Genomic DNA, 17,399 nt, shown 5'->3' on the forward strand with positions numbered 1-17,399 from the left:
CCTAAAACGCAAACCTTGAACTATGAAGCCGTAGATTTTAAAGAATAATTTCTATCGCTTAACGATCTTCCGTACTTCCACTTGATTTTTCATGTACACGTATAGAATATATGTGCCAGTTTCTAAAGATTGGGTGTTGATTTCCCAATTGTTTTGACCTAAATATTCATTTGTTATATTAATTGCATTACCTGTGATATTTTTCAACTCAATTCTTTCAACTGAATTTTCACCATTGGTTTTCACAAAGATTTTATCTGTAAATGGATTTGGAAATACTTCAGTTCTGTTGACTCCATACTCAACTCTAAGAGCTTGTGAGTATTCAAACTTTCCATCAGTATCCACTTGCTTGAGTCGGTAATATTGTGTTCCTGAAATAGGATTTATATCTGTGATGGAATATTGAATCAAGGTATTTGAATTAGTAGCACCCTCAACTGTTGAGATTTTTACCCATGTATTATCTTGTCCTTTTTTCTCAACTATAAAGTGGTCGTTATTTTTTTCAGATGCCGTTTCCCACTGAATTTGAATTTCTCCAAGTAGCGTTTTGGCAGAAAATGAAATGAGTTCTACTGGTAACGGGTTATTTTGATCAGTACCGGTAAAATAACTGAACCCATTATCAATATTACTAACCGAGAAAACCCTATCGACCGTATTTACAGCAGTAGGCCAAGATGTCCAGTCATTTACCCCATCAGAGCGCTTTGTAAGAAGAATATCCGTGGTTGAAATTCCAGCAAGCAAAGCAGGTTCATAAGCTAATTCGAGATCATATTCATACCCACTGCCACCTGTAGCGTTAATCTGTACGTATCCATTAAATACAGGATAACCTCCTGTACCAGGCGGAAGATTTCCTGGGTAATAATTCACTTCTAGAGCCGATGGAAGACTTCCCCCATTTGCGTCCCAAGTCAGTGACATTATTTTTCGGTTTGCCACATAAAAATCGGTTATGGCAGCATCTGCAATAACACCATCCTGATAAGCAGGCACAGGCTGGGTGTTAGCCGTAAATTCAAAAGCTCCCAAACTTGGTGGGATTGCAGTTATATCTGTGTTTCTGGAATTTCCTGAAAAGTCCTCATTCATGCCCACTAAATGGGTGCCGGCTGCATTCATTAACCAAGCCTCTTGTTGAGATTCATCAATTGCTAAATATTCCCCAGTTCCTTCACTTACGGCTGTGAACAATCTTTCGGGATCAAATGTAAATCCTGCCCCATTAAATGTAGCAATATCTCCACTTGAAGCTCCGATCGAACTTAGGTCTGCCCCGCTCAAGGTTTTTAAAGTTTCCAATGATGAAGCAGCACTAGAAAAATCACTGGCCAACGATTCAGTTCCTCCAGCAATGCTTCCTGCCTGACTATAATAGAAATTGTAATCAATATCAGGGAAATGATCGGTAAATGTTCCTTGATAAGCAATTGCGGTATATCCAGCAGGTTGTGCACCGCTATTATCACCGCCTAAGGTATTGATCAATAGGTTGTTCTTTAATGTGTTGATTGTTGCTCCAGTGCCAATAGATAAACAAGCCGTATAAGAATCCGCATTTGCCGTAAGAACATTGCCTCCTCCTTCTTTTAAATATATTGAGTTGTTTAAAATTGATATACCGGATTGATTTCCTTCAACAGCAATCCCAATTGCATTATCAAAATAAGTAGCTGTATAATCCCAGCCATCTGCCGAGATATTATAAATCATATTGTTCCTGATCTGAATACCTGCATTCAAAGTATTGCTTGCTAAAGAAATTCCGTTCGCTCCATAAAGATTACCATGTGCTAAATTATAGATTTCATTTTTTTCGATTAGTACATTTGATGAATTTGCACCCAAACGGATTCCTTGAATATTGCTGTTATCACTTGAATTTATATTTCCAATAATGTTGTGTAAAATATCAATGTTATCTGTACCATTAATTTCAATTCCTGTGAGCCCTTGTGGGTTAATATTATCATCCATGGAATTGTTTTGAATGCTTAGTCCAGAACCATTAGCAGTCCCATTATCTCCAATAGCATAAATTGCTTTTTCTCCCCCTGAAAAATTATTATTGGAAATAGTGACCGTATTGAATGAACCGGGCGCAGTTCCGTCATTATAATTACTGATTAATATTCCAGTTCCAGTTGTACCACTTAAGTCAATATTACTGTTTTCAATCGTTATGTTTTCATTCGTTATTGTAGAACCAATATCAGATCCTATTTGAATGCCAACTGGATTAGTGCCACTATTATTTTCAATTGAAAGGTCATTTGAAACAGTACCCCCATTGTCTCCATTTATCGTGATATTGCTTGCTCTGTCAATTAAAAATATGCTATTTCCTCCCTTTACCCCACTAATTGTGGGCGTTAAGCTTCCGTTTTGAAGTGGCTGTAAAACAAGTTCAGCATTTGAAACTGTTGAATTAGGATTGGAATTGAAATCTTCAATACGGAGAGGTAAATCACCAGTTTTTATGGTATAATCTTCATCTGTCAATTCAAAATTTATATTTCCAGAAACCCCATTGATATTGAGTAAGGCAGTGGCATGCATGATACTGTCGAATCGCTGAGTCCCGGCTGAATTTTTACCGATTTGGTAGGTGCCATCAAGAGGTGCTGTTGCATCTCCATCTGATATAATGATGTTGTCAACTGCTGCTGGCACCCCATCAGTAAGCATGTCATCGTTTACCCAAAGGAGAACCAATCGATACGTATTTCCCCTAACAGTGCTGTTTTGTCCGGGTGTTAGTGGGTAGTTACGCATTGTAAAAGAGCTCTGCTCTACAAATCGATTCTGGGTACCAGGACCCAGAATTTCAAATCCGTTCACTTCGTTTTCTAGATCAGTTTCATTTAGTGAAGTAGTGGTAGGGACCATAAAAACGCGGAAATAATCGTAAGCAACTCCTCCGTCAACATCACCAACGCACTTCCAATCGAATTTCACGTAAAAAACTCCAGTGGAAGGGAATGCAATATCTTTATAGGCATAAGCTTCAGAGCTAGTTGCCTGATCATACCCAAAATTTGCCTCATCATTTGAAATATAGGTTGCTTTTGACCCATTGAGAACGGCATTAGTATCAGTTCCCCTAGTCCACTTATTTGCTGGTAGTTCATTTCTAATCCAATTTCCACTACCAGACACTCCTTCCCAATCCTGGACATGTATGATAAATTGAGAAAAAGTACTATGTGATTGAAATATTAGACAAAAAAACACAAATATAATATATTTTAACAGTCTAAGTAGAGCTTTGGAATTTTTGTCAAAATATATACCGCATTTAAAAAATACAATTTGTGTAAGCGTCATATTGTTTGTCTTTTAGTATTTGTCGATGCTTTCCAACATGCAAATTAATAGTATAATTCTATTTTATTATTAAGTAGTCTATTTTTTACGGGGTTTTTCGACTAAAGTACAAATTAATCTGTTGAAAATTGAACGCAACCCAGCTCTCGAACATTTTGTCCTTATTGGTAAAAGTCAATTGAAGGTTTTTTAAGTGTATACGTGCTTAGCAATAACACAGATAAAATTGTTCTTTTGCAGGAATTGATATGAAGATGTAATATTTGATCATAAATAATATAAAAGTACGGAAAGAGGTGCCTTATGACTTAGAAGTGCATTTTATGGTGTTTTGGGATTCAAGAGTAGTCACATATTATTTCGACCCTTGAAGTAAAATTCGTTTGCATCTAAGCATTCATGTTACGAGATTGAAGAAACTTAAAATTCGTAATATGAGGAAATCATTTATAAAACAATGGATTTTTACTTTGCTTGCTATAGGCTTTTATTTTACAGCCTTAGCACAAGAAGTAGATTTAGAAAAACTTAAAGGCATTGATGTCCGCAGCATTGGCCCTGCTGGCATGAGTGGGAGAATCACCGCCATTGATGTTGTGCATGATAATCCGCAAGTGATGTATGTCGGTTCCGCTTCAGGTGGTCTATGGAAATCTGAAAGTGGAGGTGTGGATTGGAAGCCAGTATTTGATGAAGAACAAATCCTTTCTATAGGTGCCGTGGCCATTCAGCAAGATAATCCTGATGTGATATGGGTAGGTACTGGAGAAGGAAATCCTCGAAACAGTTTGAATGGAGGATATGGTCTTTATAAATCCTTAGACGGAGGAAAAAGCTGGAAACTGATGGGTTTAGAGAAAACCCGTAACATCCACCGAATCAGAATTGATCCCAAAAATCCTAATACAGTTTATGTTGGTGCAATAGGTTCTCCTTGGGGAGAGCACCCTGAAAGAGGCGTTTACAAAACCACAGATGGTGGTAAAAGCTGGACGAAAAGTCTTTTTGTAGATAACAAAACCGGGGTTGCGGAATTGATCATGGATCCCAATAATCCCAATAAATTATTTGCTGCCATGTGGGAACACAGAAGAAAGCCGTGGACATTCACATCTGGTGGTCCAGGTTCTGGTTTATACATGACTGTGGATGGTGGTGAAAACTGGAAAAAGTTAAGCGATGAGGATGGTTTGCCTAAAGGGGATTTAGGAAGAATAGGTTTAGCCATTTCAGCTGCAGATTCCAAAACCGTTTATGCTTTAATTGAATCTAAAAAGAATGCATTATATAAATCAACTGATGGCGGCTATAAATGGAAAATGATCAATGCGGACATGGGAGAAATCGGTAACCGCCCATTTTACTATGCAGAATTATATGCTGACCCATCCAATGAAAATAGAGTTTACACCATTTTCACCTATGTAAATGTAAGCGAAGATGGCGGAAAATCATTCAAAGAGTTAATGCCTGCTTACGGTACTGAAGTAGGGGTTCACCCCGATCACCATGCTTGGTATATCCATCCGGAAAATCCAGATATGATGTTAGATGGAAATGATGGTGGTTTAAATATTACTTATGATGGGGGCGAGACTTGGAGATTTGTACAGAATCTTCCGGTTGGACAGTTTTACCATGTCAATGTAGATAATGATTATCCTTATAATGTGTATGGCGGAATGCAAGACAACGGCAGTTGGATTGGCCCGGCTTACGCTTGGAAGTCACAAGGAATCAGAAATTCCTATTTCCAGGAATTAGCTTTTGGCGATGGTTTTGATGTAATGCCAGATCCTGACAATTCGAGATATGGATTTGCTCAATCTCAGCAAGGTTTTGTGGTTCGTTATGATAGGGAAACAGGTAACAATCAAATTGTAAGACCCACACATCCTGATAAAGATGTGTTGTTAAGATTCAATTGGAATGCGGCCATAGCTCAAAACCCATTTGATAATAGCTCTGTTTATTTTGGTAGTCAGTTTTTACATAAAACCACCGATAAAGGGCAAACCTGGGAAATCATTTCACCAGATTTGACAACCAACAATCCTGAAAAGCAAAAGCAATTTGAAAGTGGTGGCTTAACTTATGACGCTACAGGGGCAGAAAATAATACGACCATTACGGCAATTGCTCCATCTTCACTAAAAGAAGAAGTAATTTGGGTAGGTACTGATGATGGAAATATTCAGCTTACGCAAGATGGAGGTCAAACATGGAACAAAGTAAGCACCAACATTAAAGGCTTCCCGGCTGAATCATGGGTAGCGCAAATTCAAGCTTCAACTTACAATGCAGGTGAAGCATTTGTTGTGGTGAATAATTATAGAAATTTTGATTTTAAACCCTATTTATTTCATACAACAAACTACGGTAAGAGTTGGACTAATTTAACTTCAGGTGAAGATGTTTGGACATTTACCTTAAGTGTAGTCCAAGATCCTGAAGAGCCGAACCTAATGTTCTTAGGAACGGATGGCGGTTTATATTTTAGCATTAATAAAGGCCAGAACTGGCAAAAATGGACCAATGACTATCCTAATGTTCCTACGCGTGATATGGTGATTCATCCACGTGAGCATGATTTAGTAATTGGTACTTTCGGTCGAGCCATTTATGTGATGGATGATATTCGTCCTCTACGGGAATTAGCTACTGAAGGCAAAACGATATTAGATCAGCCTTTGAAATTATTTACCCCTCCAACTGCTTATCAGGCCGTAAATCAGCAGCCAAGTGGTTCTCGCTTTGGAGCGAATGCGCTTTTCAATGGAGAAAATAGAAATTCGAATGCGATGATTTCTTATTTGATTAATAAGCCAGAACAAAAGGAAGAAGATAAAGAGGAGAAAAAAGGGGAGGAAGAGGAAAATGATGAGAAAAAAATTACTTATGATTCCCTCAAGCTTAAAGTTTACACGATGGATGGTGAATTGATCCGTACCTTAAGAGAGAAAGCTCCTAAGGAAAATGGCTTACACCGCATGTATTGGAGAATGGATGAGGCGGGACAACGAGGCCCTAGCAGAAGATTGACCAAAGAAGATGCTGAAGAGTCAGGCGGAGTGGATGTAATGCCAGGAAAATATAAGTTGGTGATGCACTTTGGCGAGCATAAAGATTCCACAGAGATTGAAGTGAAATTCGATCCTCGTTTGGATGTAGATAAAGCAGACTTAAAAGCACGATATGATTTCTTGAAATCCATAGAAAAGATGCAAGAGACTGCATATGAAGCCAGCCAAAGGATATTGGAAGCTAAAGAAACTGCTGATCATTACATTAAATGGATGAAAGAAAAAGATAAAGAAGCCTTCAAAGACCAGATTAAGGCGAGCAAAGCCATAAAAGATACCTTGGAAGTATTATTTGAGCCTTTTGTTGGAGAAGACTTTAGTGAAAAGCAAGGGATTATTAGAACGCCAATTCCAGACATAGGCGATAGAATCGGGAATGCTTATTACTATACGGCCGCTAGTTTTGACGAACCTGGTGATACTCAGGAAAGGTTGAAAAAGCAGGCAGAAGAAGCCTTAAAACCTGCTATTGATGCTCTTAATGAATTTTTTGCAGAAGATTGGAAAGCCTATCAAGAAAGCATTAGCGAATTGGATCTTTCCCTTTTTGAAGAATATGAGGCAATTGAAGTAAAAGAATAAGTTTAATTTTAATGATGATGGGAAAGCCTGTGGTGGAAATGCTGCAGGCTTTTTTGATAGAGAATATATTTTATCTATTAAGCGATAAGATATATGTTTTCAGTTTTTTTAAAAAATCAGTTCTTCTACAACCAAAACCTAAATCTGCTTCATTTTTTGGCATGTGATTATTGATCAAATAAATAAGGTTACGTTCAAGAAATCCACTTTAATTAAAGTGAGAAAAAGCGCAGCATTATACATAATTGAATCTCAATTAACATTTAAAACTATAAGCATGAAAACTCAAGTGAATCTAAATGCACTTCCATTTGGTCTGCGGATAATAAAGTGGAAGTCACTAAGACTTATCAAATTGATGGCTGGCCTTATTTCTTTTTGATTAATAAAGAAGGAACCATCGTAGAAAAGTGGTTTTTGAAATAATGAAAAAAACTCAACAAACGAATTAGCAGGCATTTAAAATGAGGTTGCACCACCTCATGACAAATCATAGCTTTTGGTAGGATATTGTTCTGTTGGCTTTTGGAGATCACTAGTCAAGAATTTGCTTTAGTAAGCAATCCTTCGGAATTCTTCAATAGTAAAAGAGCTAATTAGTATTTAGAGTTCTTGCAGAATTTTGAATATAGCCTACGTATTTATTGACTTCTTATTCCTTTCGTATTAGGTTCACTAATCTAAATATTAATCCTATTATTGAATTCTAACATCCTACAAGGTCAAAAGCATATTAATGGATAAATCTATTCTCAAGCATTACTTTCATTCTTTATTCCCCATCGAGGAGGAAATTGTAAATAAAATCACAGAAAAGTTTGAATACTTTGAGTTAGCTAAAAACCGAAATTTAATTGAGGAGAAATCTATTAGCACCAAAACCTACTTTCTTGAAAAAGGCTATATGCGCGCTTACATCATGAGTGAGGAAGGGGAGGAAGTTGCCACTAATATTTATTCGGCTCCTTGTTTTGTAAATGATTTCCTCTCGTTTTTTAAGCAACAGCCTTCCAAACAAAATTACCAAAGCTTAACTCCATGTGAGTTTTGGGCTACGAGCCTAGAAAATGTCCAATCAAATTTTCATAATATTCCTGATTTCAGAGAGTTTAGTCGGCTTCTTTTTGTAATTAATTACGACAAACTTCAGGATAGAATGATTCAGATGGCGAGTCAAAAAGCGGAAAGCAGGTACTTAGAACTTATCAAACAAAAACCTGAGATTTTTCAGCATGTGCCTTTAAAAATCATTGCTTCCTATTTAGGGATAAAAGATAGTTCGTTGAGTAGAATTAGAAAAGAAATCAGTAAACTTTAATTTCTTGTCATTTGTCAAGTGTTCCTTTCGACTTTCATGTTGAGATTTGTGTAAAACAATATGGATATGAAGAAAAAACACATTGCTATTATCGGTCTAGGGGGAGTAGGCGGATATTTTGGATTTAAAATCTGCCAAAACAAACTAAGTGAAAAGCACACGGTATCCTTTGTAGCAAGAGGTGAAACTTATCGAAAGCTTCAAGCGGATGGACTTACTTTACTTTCTGAAGAACACCCTAATCATAGAACCCAAGCCGATGCGCTATTTCAAAATATAGTAGAAATGCCACGGCCTGATTTGGTTTTAATCTGCGTGAAAGAATATGATTTGGAAAATGTTTGTCAGCAGCTAAAATCAGTAATTAGCGAGGATACAATAATACTACCCATGATGAATGGAGCAGATATCCATGAACGAATTCGACTAGTTTTACCCGAGCAGACAATTTTGCCTTCTTGTATTTATGTGGCTTCTCATATCAAAAGTAAAGGAGTAGTTGAACATAAAGGTAAATCAGGTAAATTAATTTTGGGAAGAGACCAGGAGCATTCCAAAAGGCAGCTAGATTGGGTGCTTGAGTTACTGGAAAACAGCAAAATTAATTATGAGTTTAAAGACAATTCATTAGTTGATATTTGGGAAAAATTCATCTTTATCGCCAGCGTTGGATTGGTTTCAGCAAAATACAATTCATCTATAGGGGAAGCATGCAATAATCCACAGCAAAAGGATGAGACCAAAAGAATAATGCAGGAAATAAAAGAAATTGCAGACAAAAAGGAAATTGGTTTAGCTACTGATATAGTGGATCAAACGCTGGCCAAGTCTTCTGCATTTCCTTACGATACACCTACTTCCATTCAGTTGGATATTAATGCAGGAAAGAAACATAATGAACTAGAGTTATTTGCTGGAGCTATCATCAAATATGCTACGGCCCTGCAGTTGGCGACTCCTTATACTCAGCAAATATATCAGGAATTAAAGGCTAAGTTGAATGTAGCTTGATGATTCAAAGATGAATTCTAGTGAAATTAAAATCAAGGCAGAATGGTTATGCCCTTTCCGACAGTCTAAAACAGCAATGGAAGCCTTAAGCAAATTCTTTGCTGACGATTGGAAAGTCTGCAAAGAAAGCATCAGTGAATTACATCTTTCCCTTTTTGAGGAATAGGAAGCTATTGAAGTGAAAAAGTAAGTTAAATTTTGATAATGATTGGAAAGCCTGTGGTGGAGACGCTACAGGTTTTTTTGTGTACTATAAGAGTCAATTAATCAAAAATACTTGGCGGTTTTAGATCAGTTCACCAAATTGAAATTACTAATTTAGTATAGAAAATGTAGTATTTGATCTATTTGAAAGCCCGCATTAATGATTAATTGAATTACTATGATTAAATTTTTTCAACGAATCAGAAGAAAACTACTTACTGAAAATAAATTTAGCCAGTATTTAGCTTATGCTCTTGGTGAGATTTTACTGGTGGTTATTGGTATTTTAATAGCTCTTGCAATAAATAACTGGAATAATTTCAGGCATGATAGAAACCTTGAAGAGAAGTACCTTAAAGAAATCGCCAGTAATCTAAAACAAGACTTGGAGGATATAGATTTTAACTTGAAGTTTAATCAAGACAAATATCAATCCAACCAAATTGTATTAGAATTCATAAATAACAACATGAATTACAATGACTCGCTCAACAGACATTTTGGTAATTTGCTTGGCTCCACCAGATCAATAGTGAATAGAAGTGGTTATGAAACACTTAAATCAAAAGGTCTCGAGATTATATCCAATGACTCCCTTCGTCAAATGCTATCCACACATTATGAAATAAAGTATCATAATATTATAGATTTTGAGTACAAAGATGATCATCAGCATCAATATCAGATATTGTGGCCAGAGGTTATAAACTCAATTTATATAAAAGATATGTGGGAAAATGGAAAACCGATTGACATTGCAAAAATTAGAGATAATTATTCTTTAAGAAGTGCTTTAGCAGCAAATTTATTTTTGAGAGAGTATATGATAAGTAATTACAATAGAATTTATGATAATACTGTTAAAGTAATTACTGCAATAGAGAAGGAATTGGAAAGGGAATAAAAAAGCAGCAACCCTCTCTAATCACTGCTTTAAGCTTAACCTAAAATTATTTTCTGTTACTCAATCACCACATCAAAAGTAGCTTGAATATCAGTTTCTCCACCAGCATTGCTTGGGTCGCCAGTTATAGCCCCTTCAGCAGATTTATCCGGTTCATGTCTTAATGTTACAGTCAGTGTTCCATCACTTGGGTCACCTGCAGTAAAAATCGTACTTAGCCCTATTGGGTCTCCATTATCATCAGCATCGTCATAAGCAAAATCTAAGAGCAAGCTTACTGAGGTTTCAAAGAAAAACTGATGTTCTTCATCCTCTTCAATAATTTCCAAGGTGATATCTTCACCTTCTTCATCATTTCTCACTTCAATCGAAACATTGTAATCTGTATTAGCAGCTAATTTTCCATTAGTGTAAACAGGTTCTATTGGCCCATCTCCATCTTCATCATAAACAGAAAATACCACATCATCTCCTCCACCTACTGGGCTGAAGGTCATTTCTAAAGTGGTAATTAATTCTTCTTCATTTTCCGGCTCCGGATCTTCTGTATCACATTGTGAAAATAGCAATACTGCTACTAGCAGTAACATACTTCTTGTTTGGGTTTTCATTGTTGATTGTTATTTATAGGGTTACTAATTATTGATTTATTAAATTATTAAAAGATATAATTGATTCTTAATTCAAAATTCCTACCTGTTTCGGCTGCATAAAAACGCAAGCGATTCAGATAATCGGTATAGTCTGTATTCATTAAATTGTATATACTTAAGCCCACATTTAGCTGTGCATTCTCCAATTTTTTTGTTGTATCCAATGAAAAATTAGTAATGAAATAGCCTTCTGGGACAGGAACGGTTTCTCTTTCATAAGCTTCCGTTTCCGTAATAGGCGCCCGATGTTGTTCAAATACTTTTAGCCCACTTAAACTGAAGTCAATTTCCTTAAACCCCATTTTATTAGATAACCTCCAATTTAGGGTGTTTTCCCAACGGTCGGATGGCATAAAAATCAATGGTAATTCGTTTGAAATATCATTTCCCCTGATAATGGAGGCCTTGGTGTTTAATGTGAAATGATGAAAAAATTCATAACTACCTATAATGTCTGTGCCATAAATATCAGCCAAAGTCTGTTGATATTGATAAACAGGAAATGCTCCACGAATAGTTAGTCGCGGTTCTTCTGGTTGTAAATAGATATAGTTTTGAATTCTACTGGCATAAGCATCCACATTTAACCTGAGTTTTTCATTAAAGCTAAACTGTAAACTATGCAACCATTTTATGGAGGTTTCTGGTGAAAGCTGATCATCTCCTTCCTCTATAGCCGCAACACTATGATGCAAACCTTGGCTATACAATTCATTGATGCTAGGTGCTCTCTGACTCCAACTTATATTTGATTTATATTTTAAATTGTTACTGAAATCATATCCACCTCCCACAATGCCAGAAAACATATTGTATTGATGCTTTGGATTGATTAAATCATCGTTTTCATCGAATTTTAATACATCAATGGCTATGGCATCAAACCTAAGTCCCGCTTCAAGATTCCAATTTTCTTCTGTCCAGGCTTCGTTTAAAAATATACCCGTTTGAAAGCTCGAATAATTAGGGATTAATGGTGTGGTGCCTGTTCCCGGAACATTTTTATTATTCTGATATTCATAGTCCAGTCCTATTTCCCCACTTAAATTATTCCAAATAGGTTCGTGGTGGAAAAGAAGTTTTGCTACATGACTATCCAATTGCAAATCAACGGAAGGCCTATCACTTCTGCCTCCTCTTCTGATATCAAATTCTTGTCTAGCATTTTGTTGATAGGCATATATGAAATCAAAATCACCATAATCTGAGCGATCCAAATGTATTTTTGCTTTCAATAATTGATGCACTACATTTTGCTTAGGATTATTGATTTCATATGAAAATTCTTCTGTGAAAAATGGCGGACGTCTATCTAAAGCCTCGAAGAAATTATCCACATTTCCGATATGCGCACCTCTCAAGATCCCGATTTCAGTGGAGAAACGACTATAGAAAATATCTGCTTGTAAATCTTCTTTGATGTAATTAGCGGCTGCTGAAAAGTTCAATTCCTCGCTTCCAGTATTCGTTAAATTGTAATTTGCAGCATGTTGATCTCCCGATTTCTTGGCAGAAGATTGAAGTCTCCAATTAATGGATTCTTCCATATTCAGTAAAAAACTTCCCGAAAGCATAGCGGACCCAATTCCACCTCTTCCGTTAGTGAATCCTACTAAATCCAAACTGCCATGCAATGCTGAATCAGGCACTAAAGGCTCTGGTTCTAATAACAAAGCACCACCAATAGCTCTAGGCCCGTATTTTACAGAGGAGGCTCCTTTTACAATGGTAATTCGAGATGCCACAAAAGGATCAATTTCTGGAGCGTGGTCTACTCCCCACTGCTGTCCCATTTGAGCCACTTCATTATTCACTACTTGAATTCTACTTCCATAAAGTCCGTGAATCATCGGCTTATTAATGCCAGGGCCCGTTTTAATATTGTAGACTCCAGGCAAAGTACTCACCGATTCAGAAAGCGATTTACCTTTTAATTTCCTTAATTCTCTTGTGGATAATACACTTTCTACATTGCTCAGCAATACTTCTTCTCTTTTATGAGAGTGTACACTAACTGCTGATAGGACATTATCTTTTGGTGTTAAGTAAAAGTTTCTTTCAAAGTCTTTAATCCCTATATCTATAAAAGAACTTGCTGATTTAAATTCAACTTGACTTATAATGACTTCATATTTGTCGTGACAAGGAATTTTAATGGTAAAATAGCCATTTTCATCTGTTTGGGTACCATTTTCAAGGCTAGGGAGATAAATACTGGCAAATGCCACAGGCTGATGCTCGCCCTCTGAGAGTACTTGACCTGAAAAGGTCACAGAGCAATCCCCTTGTCCGAAAATATCTTCCGATGCAATAATGCAGGAGATGATAAATAATATTTTTCCTAAACGCAACATTGTTGCAAATATATAAAAGTTGCGTTAATAAAAGGACCCTTTAAAAAAATCTTTTGCCCTCTGGTGTAATTTTGAAATGCCAAAAATGGATGCCACATAAATTTTTAGTAGTATTGGGATATATTTTTAGCTAATAATATAATGACTATGAAGAAACTATTGATCATGATTCTAATCTGTGCCCCCTTTTTATCTGTGGCACAAGAGCAAGAATACAAAGAGCGTTTTGAACAATTAGGAACTATGTTGCCTACTCCTAATTCTTACAGAACAGCATCTGGAGCGCCAGGTGAGGATTATTGGCAGCAAAAAGCTGATTATTCTATTAAAGTAAAATTGGATGAATCATCCAATAAGATTACCGGATCGGAAACCATCACGTATTACAATCAGTCACCACATCCGTTAAACTATCTTTGGTTACAGTTAGACCAAAACATGAGAGCAGAGGGTTCAGACAGCGAATTAATAAGCACCGCTACTTTCTTTAACGATACTATTCCAGCCAAATATTTGGAGCAATATGTAGCCAATGGAGGGAATTCTTATGACTTCCCTGGAGGGTTTAACATTGAAGCAGTAAAAAATGCTGATGGAAAAGATATGGACTATTTGGTTCAAAAAACCATGATGAAAATCCGTTTACCTGAAACCTTAAAGCCAGGTGAAAATATTTCATTTTCAGTTGACTGGAATTATTTTGTAAACGACAGAATGAAAGGTGGAGGAAGAAGTGGATATGAATATTTCGAAGAAGACGGTAATGCACTATACACTATTGCCCAGTTCTTCCCAAGAATGGCTGTTTATAATGACGTTGAGGGCTGGCAAAATAAGCAATTCATAGGAGCAGGAGAGTTTGCGCTAACTTTTGGCGATTATGATGTTGAAATCACGGTTCCTGATGATTTTATTGTTGGAGCTACCGGAATGGTGCAAAATCCTAAGGAAGTTTTAACAAAAGAACAGGCGAAAAGATATGAAAAAGCATTAAAGTCAACGGAACAAATTTTTATTGTAACAGAAGAGGAAGCAATAGAAAACGAAAAGGAGAAGTCCACTAAATATGAGACTTGGAAGTTTACAGCCGAAAATGTGAGAGATTTTGGCTTTGCTGCATCAAGAAAATTCATTTGGGATGGTCAAATGGTGGAATTAGAATCTACTAAGCCATTCGCTCAATCATTCTATCCAAAAGAAGGAAATCCACTTTGGGAAGAAGAATCAACAAAAGCAGTAAAGAACACCTTAGAACTTTATTCGAAAAGAACTTTTGATTATCCATATCCACAAGCAACTTCAGTTCATGCTGCTTCAATCGGAATGGAGTATCCAATGATTTGTTTCAACTTCGGGAGACCAGATAAAAATGGTGAGTATTCTGTAAGAACTCAATTAGGAATGACCTACGTGATCGTTCATGAAATTGGGCATAACTTCTTTCCAATGATTGTTAATTCTGATGAGCGTCAATGGGCTTGGATGGATGAAGGTTTGAATTCATTCTTGGAGTCAAATGTGATGTTTGAATACTATCCTGATTTACCTTATTCAGATAATATTCCTCAAGCAATAACAGGCTACATGAAAAGTAGCAAAGATCAGCAAAGACCAATCATGACTAATCCTGAGCAAGTATTGAGATTAGGGCCTAATGCTTATTCAAAACCAGCTGCTGCTTTAAATTTATTGAGAAATACTATCATGGGTCCAGAGCTTTTTGATGAATCATTCAAAGCTTATGCTCAAAGATGGAAATTTAAGCACCCAACTCCTGCTGATTTTTTCAGAACAATGGAAGATGCTTCTGCAGTTGATTTGGATTGGTTCTGGAGAGGTTGGTTCTATACTACTGATCATGTTGATATTAGTGTAGATGAGGTGAAATATTTCCGAATTGCACAGGATGAATCAGACATGGAGAAAAATGCTAAAGCTCCAAAAGGAGATTTAGGAGAAAAAGAAGAGGAAGAATTGAACACAGATTTTAGTGATGGTCCTTCCTACATTTCAGTTTCTGAAACCCCTGAATTTTGGTTTGGTGAGTATAGATCAAAAACTGATGATGAAGCCATTAAGGCAAGATATGCAGATAAGCATTTCTATGAAATTACTTTAAGCAATGAAGGCGGATTAGTTTCTCCACTTTTATTCACTATCGAATATAAAGATGGCGAAAAAGATGAAAAATATATTCCTGCTGAGATCTGGAGAAAAAATGAAACTAAAACTCGTAAGATGTTAATTCTTGACAAAGAAGTTTCGAAAATCGTTTTCGATCCTGAAGGAGAATTAGCCGATACAGATAAATCCAATAATGTTTTCCCTAAAACAGAAAGCAAAACCAAATTGGATGAGTTTAAAGAGAAAGGCGAGTAAAAATATTTTTAATGAGTGAGAAAAGCCCTTTTGGAGATAATCTGAAAGGGCTTTTTTATTGGTTTAATTATGGATAGTAATTCTATAATTAAAGGAGATGAAGTAAATTAACTTGATAATTTGTGCTCGGTGCGTCATCCCTGCGCAACCAGGGATCTTGCCTTATTGAAACGCAGTTTCAATAATCTATAGTTAGACAACAGGATTTAAATGGATAAGCGTAGAATGGTAATAATAGCATTGTTAATATTTTAACCTTTGGTTAAAATTAATAGATCCCTGCCTCCGCAGGGATGACGCACGGAACAGACAGGTAGCAAATAAGCCATCTGCCAGAAATATTTACATCTATAACCATGATCGGGTGGCACACTAAACACCCACCATTAGCATTTATCATTCCTCAAAAAACATCTCCATGCGTCTGCTGTATAAGCTTTTTCGCCAATGAAGGAAAGTTCCTTACAAACCCTACAGATAGCCCAGCTCTCATTTGATTTCCAAATAGGTTTTGCGTTTTACGACCCACCCATAATCTTTTAGAGAAGTTCTTTTTCCATACAGTGCTATACTCACTTTCAACTTCATGCCTATTTCTCAATTGTCCTTGATAGAAATTGATAATGGAAGTACTGGCCAAATAACCGCTATGAATTGCCATTGCCATTCCGTTTCCACAAAGTGGAGTGATGAGCCCTGCAGTATCCCCGGCCATCAGCATATGATTTTCTACAGAATCTTTTTTCTCAAATGAAATCTCATTTATCACCTCCGGTTTTTCAAAGAGCATTTCAGCATTTTCCAAAATCTTTTCTAATATTGGGTTTTGGTATAAAATTGCTTTTTCCATTTCAGCTATTCCCCCATAGCCTTTCAAATTTTCCCTTCTACTCAAATAACAGATATTGACTTTATCATCTTCCACATGACTAACTCCACAATAACCTCCTTTAAAATTATAGAGCCCAATCACATCTTTAGGGAAATCAACTTTTGCATGATATTTTACGCCTAGAAATGGAGATTTCCTTTTAATAAAATCCCTGTCAAAAACTTTATCTAGTTTTGACCTTTTACCATAAGCATTGATGACAAATTCAGAAGTGAGACTTTCTCCAGTTTTCAAACTGACAGTAAATTCATTTTCATTAAATCTTATATCATTCACTTCAGTTTTGGTTTTGACTTCCACTCCAGCATTCAATGCTTTTTGATATAAAAACTCATCAAGCCGATATCTACTAACACCAAAACCACCTAGAGGCAATTCAACTTCTGCAAGATTTCCTTTAATGTCTGATAATTTAAAACGGCTGAGCTTTGAAGTTTTAATGTGCTCTGGGAATAAATCCATTCTTTCCAAAAAAGGCTTTACTTCATTGGAAATATATTCACCACAAACCCGGTGGAAGGGATAGCTTTTCTTTTCAATTAGAAGTGTATTCACTCCTGCTTTTTGGAGACAAATGGAAGAAATCAATCCTGCCAAACCACCACCAACCACTATTACCGGAATCTTATTTTTATCCAAAATCTTGATTTTTAATAACTCTTAAACACTCTCTTCGTCAAGTA

At 36.3% G+C, this 17,399-nt stretch carries 10 protein-coding genes; 6 read left to right on the top strand and 4 right to left on the bottom strand.

Translation table 11 applies throughout. From position 1 onward, the window contains the following. Positions 1 to 51: 51 nt before the first annotated feature. On the bottom strand, positions 52 to 3,243 hold the full coding sequence (locus FTRAC_RS12270) for a T9SS type A sorting domain-containing protein (RefSeq protein ID WP_185094402.1): 3,192 nt from the start codon (positions 3,241 to 3,243) through the stop codon (positions 52 to 54). 527 nt (positions 3,244 to 3,770) lie between these two features. Here FTRAC_RS12270 and FTRAC_RS12275 point away from each other — a divergent pair. The 5 genes from FTRAC_RS12275 to FTRAC_RS12295 all read left to right on the top strand — a co-directional run bounded on the left by FTRAC_RS12275 (position 3,771) and on the right by FTRAC_RS12295 (position 10,438). Then, a complete protein-coding gene (locus tag FTRAC_RS12275) occupies positions 3,771 to 7,001 on the top strand; it encodes a WD40/YVTN/BNR-like repeat-containing protein (RefSeq protein WP_013454576.1) in 3,231 nt (1,076 codons plus the stop codon). Between the two features lie 736 nt (positions 7,002 to 7,737). After that, positions 7,738 to 8,319, top strand: coding sequence for a Crp/Fnr family transcriptional regulator (locus tag FTRAC_RS12285; RefSeq protein ID WP_013454578.1), 582 nt, complete (start codon positions 7,738 to 7,740; stop codon positions 8,317 to 8,319). Between the two features lie 66 nt (positions 8,320 to 8,385). Beyond that, positions 8,386 to 9,330 (top strand): ketopantoate reductase family protein, encoded by a 945-nt coding sequence (locus FTRAC_RS12290; RefSeq protein WP_013454579.1) that lies wholly within the window; start codon positions 8,386 to 8,388, stop codon positions 9,328 to 9,330. 10 nt (positions 9,331 to 9,340) lie between these two features. Beyond that, a complete protein-coding gene (locus tag FTRAC_RS19825; protein WP_185094403.1) occupies positions 9,341 to 9,496 on the top strand; it encodes a hypothetical protein in 156 nt (51 codons plus the stop codon). Positions 9,497 to 9,712: 216 nt separating this feature from the next. Then, entirely contained in the window at positions 9,713 to 10,438 is a 726-nt protein-coding gene (locus FTRAC_RS12295; RefSeq protein WP_013454580.1) for a DUF6090 family protein, read from the top strand. Between the two features lie 56 nt (positions 10,439 to 10,494). On the opposite strand, the gene FTRAC_RS12300 is transcribed toward FTRAC_RS12295, so the two are convergent. After that, on the bottom strand, positions 10,495 to 11,049 hold the full coding sequence (locus FTRAC_RS12300; protein ID WP_013454581.1) for a hypothetical protein: 555 nt from the start codon (positions 11,047 to 11,049) through the stop codon (positions 10,495 to 10,497). A 47-nt stretch (positions 11,050 to 11,096) separates the two neighbouring features. Beyond that, complete coding sequence (locus tag FTRAC_RS12305) at positions 11,097 to 13,445, bottom strand: TonB-dependent receptor (RefSeq protein ID WP_013454582.1); 2,349 nt, start codon at positions 13,443 to 13,445, stop codon at positions 11,097 to 11,099. A 147-nt stretch (positions 13,446 to 13,592) separates the two neighbouring features. Here FTRAC_RS12305 and FTRAC_RS12310 point away from each other — a divergent pair, with 147 nt between their 5' ends. Then, entirely contained in the window at positions 13,593 to 15,824 is a 2,232-nt protein-coding gene (locus FTRAC_RS12310) for a M1 family metallopeptidase (RefSeq protein WP_013454583.1), read from the top strand. Between the two features lie 403 nt (positions 15,825 to 16,227). Here the strand turns inward: FTRAC_RS12310 and FTRAC_RS12315 are convergent, their stop codons facing one another. After that, positions 16,228 to 17,355, bottom strand: a complete 1,128-nt coding sequence (locus FTRAC_RS12315) for an NAD(P)/FAD-dependent oxidoreductase (RefSeq protein ID WP_013454584.1) — start codon at positions 17,353 to 17,355, stop codon at positions 16,228 to 16,230. Between the last annotated feature and the right edge of the window lie 44 nt (positions 17,356 to 17,399).

Origin of the sequence: Marivirga tractuosa DSM 4126, from assembly GCF_000183425.1 — a bacterium.
Lineage (GTDB): Bacteria > Bacteroidota > Bacteroidia > Cytophagales > Cyclobacteriaceae > Marivirga > Marivirga tractuosa.

What these genes read in the sequence shown, in the direction of transcription:
- FTRAC_RS12275 (WP_013454576.1), top strand. Translation starts at nt 3,771, where the DNA reads ATGAGGAAATCATTTATAAAACAATGGATTTTTACTTTGCTTGCTATA.
- FTRAC_RS12285 (WP_013454578.1), top strand. Translation starts at nt 7,738, where the DNA reads ATGGATAAATCTATTCTCAAGCATTACTTTCATTCTTTATTCCCCATC.
- FTRAC_RS12290 (WP_013454579.1), top strand. Translation starts at nt 8,386, where the DNA reads ATGAAGAAAAAACACATTGCTATTATCGGTCTAGGGGGAGTAGGCGGA.
- FTRAC_RS19825 (WP_185094403.1), top strand. Translation starts at nt 9,341, where the DNA reads ATGAATTCTAGTGAAATTAAAATCAAGGCAGAATGGTTATGCCCTTTC.
- FTRAC_RS12295 (WP_013454580.1), top strand. Translation starts at nt 9,713, where the DNA reads ATGATTAAATTTTTTCAACGAATCAGAAGAAAACTACTTACTGAAAAT.
- FTRAC_RS12300 (WP_013454581.1), bottom strand. Translation starts at nt 11,049, where the DNA reads ATGAAAACCCAAACAAGAAGTATGTTACTGCTAGTAGCAGTATTGCTA.
- FTRAC_RS12305 (WP_013454582.1), bottom strand. Translation starts at nt 13,445, where the DNA reads ATGTTGCGTTTAGGAAAAATATTATTTATCATCTCCTGCATTATTGCA.
- FTRAC_RS12310 (WP_013454583.1), top strand. Translation starts at nt 13,593, where the DNA reads ATGAAGAAACTATTGATCATGATTCTAATCTGTGCCCCCTTTTTATCT.